This is a genomic window from Terriglobus sp. YAF25 (assembly GCF_052113305.1).
Lineage (GTDB): Bacteria > Acidobacteriota > Terriglobia > Terriglobales > Acidobacteriaceae > Terriglobus.
Genome location: NZ_JBFRCY010000669.1, coordinates 1 through 2,576 on the forward strand (window position 1 = coordinate 1; position 2,576 = coordinate 2,576).

The window sequence follows — 2,576 nt, forward strand, 5'->3', positions numbered from 1 at the left end:
GATCCAGAGGGTCTTTCCAGAAGCCCCGATGAGGCCGCTGGAGAGGTAAGAAGCAAGCGGGCCAGAGGTGGTCACATCCAAAGCTCTTCCTGCACGCTCGTAGGCATATCCACCGACGCTATAGTTCCCACTTGTCTGCAGGTTCAGATAGGTCAGCGGAGTTGTCGACGCTACGTTATAGCCAGGTACAACAGTCGAGCCATTCTGTTCTGCCCAGCCTCTCGCCCAACCACTATCCCCGCCGCCGCTGGCTCCGTTCAGCGCTCCATTCGCTTCTCCAAAAGGTTCGTAGGCCAGCAGCGTACCCAGAGAAGGTGTGGCGGCAGCTTCATTCGAATAGCCGCTGGTTCCAGCCGCATTGACCGCTGCCACGGTAAAGAAGTACTGAGCGCTGTCGGTCAGCCCGGTCACCGTGTAGGTAGCAGCAGTGATTCCAGTGGCAATGGGAGTCGCACTCTCGCCGCCGGCGGTAGTGCCCTCGTAAACCTTATAAGAAGTGGCCCCTGTTGACGCGGTCCACGTGAGCACTGCCTGCCCATTGCTGGCAACAGCGGTCAAGCCCGTAGGAGCTGGCGGAGATCCCGCAGGTGTGGCCGCAGCTTCATTGGAAATCGTACCGGTTCCCTGCGCGTTTACACCTACCACTTCGAAGTAGTACGCCGTTCCGTTGGTGAGTCCGGTTACGGAGTAGGCGGTTCCGGTTATGCCTGTAGCGATCGGTGTTGCACTCTCACCACCGGATGTAGTGCCCTCGTAGATGTTGTAGGAAGCCGCTCGTTGCGCGGTCGTCCAGGTAAGAGCGACTTGAGAGTTGCCTGCGGTTGCCGTCAATGTGGATGCCGAAGGCGGCGAAGCGATGGGAGTTGCGCTCACCTCATTTGAAGGTCCGCTGACGCCGGAAGCGTTCATCGCCCGGACTTTGTAGTAATAAGTCGTTCCGTTGTTCACTCCGAAGTCGGAATACGTGTTTGAGGAGACGGTGCTCAAGGTTGTCTCGCCACCCGACGCCGTACCACGCGACACGATATAACTGGACGCACCCGGTACCGGCTCCCAGCTCAGCCCCACCAGTCCATCGCTGGCGGCAGCGACCAGATTCCCCGGCTCAAATGGAACGCCATTGGGCTCATATCCGGTCAGATTCACCAGCGCGTTGTACTTTGCTGTACTCAGGTTTCTGTAGTCGTCAGTGGCTCCCCAGTCACCGTAACGACTGTACGCAGATGAAAGTCCGAAGTAGCCAAACATGTTTCCGCCATTGCCGAACCAGTTGTTGCGAATATGACCCTGCACCAGCGTATCCATGCCGGTGTCGCGGTTAGCCAGGATCTGCACTCCGAGATTTGTCGTTGAGTTGGACCCACTGTTGTTGTTCGCCGGACCGCCCTCATACGCAAATAGTTGCAAGCCATATTGTGAAGCGGTGGTCTTGGCCGCCGTCACATATTGAGCGCTTGCGTTGCTGGAGGAGGTCATATCCGCCAGTACTTGAGGAATCGTGGTGTCGTTGGCGTAGTTTGTTGCATTGAAATAGTCGCCCTGCGCCATCGCGTAGAAATAGTTCGATGGCGGCCCATATGTCGTGTTGAACCAGGCAAGGGCTTTAGCCGCATTCGAGTTCGATCCCTCATCCAGTTGCCACCACGCATAGACGGGACGTATGGTCGTGTTCAACGAACCTGTACCGAAGACCGATTGGAAGATCTGTCCGATCTCGTAAAGCCGTTTGAGGTGACGCCGGTATGCCCAGTGAAGCTGGCTGGTATCGCCATCATTATTAAGGACAGAACCGCCCTTACCCACTTCATCTTCGGCTGCCAGCAAGTTCCAGGTGTACTGCAGGAAGCTTGGATTCCACACCTCGTTGCTGTGCTCGATATAGACGTGCAGACCGGGGTTGAGACCTACATTACCGGTAAAAGCATTACCGTTCTTGAGCAGGTAGGCAAGGTTGTAAATATAACTGGAGGTTTCGGGCGATGCGACATAGGTGGGATCGAGAGAATCGGTGCCGCCCGTTGCACTGACCGGGATATTAATCCAGATATCCTTGTTGGTGGCATTGGCCAGAAGGATCACATACTCCCACGAAACGCCCCAGGCGCCCGGCTTCACGTTCGTATTCGTGGAGATGTTCACACCGACTCCCTGATAGAAGTCGGTAGGCAGACTACGCGAAGACCAGGGGAGTAGATGATGGCCGGTGTCGCCATAGTATCCGGGAGTGGTATTCGTCCCCACCCACCCCATGAACCGCAGGTAGCCGAATGGCGCAAATGCGCTCACAAACGCGGGATCGAAAACCTCAGAGGAAGCTTGAGTGAGGGTGAAGCCCGGCCGAATCGCCTGCAAAGAGGCAATACCCGTGTTGGTTCCGCTGGTAGGCGTCAGTTGCGTATTTGTGAAGCTGATCTCCATAAGCGCCGCCCCATTGGAATAGGTCGCGCCGCCGGGAAGGGTTACGTTAACCGTGGTGGTGTTCGTGGAAGAGTTATACGTCTGGTTGGCGAAGGTGAGTACCGGTGCACCGGATACATTTGCCAGCGTTGCCTGTCCCTGAAAGGACAGAGTATAGG

1 protein-coding gene is annotated in these 2,576 nt (G+C 56.4%); it reads right to left on the reverse strand.

The window, feature by feature from the left end; genetic code table 11:
- The coding region (locus AB4043_RS22100; protein WP_442308109.1) for a fibronectin type III domain-containing protein at positions 1-2,576 on the reverse strand (2,576 nt) is incomplete at both ends.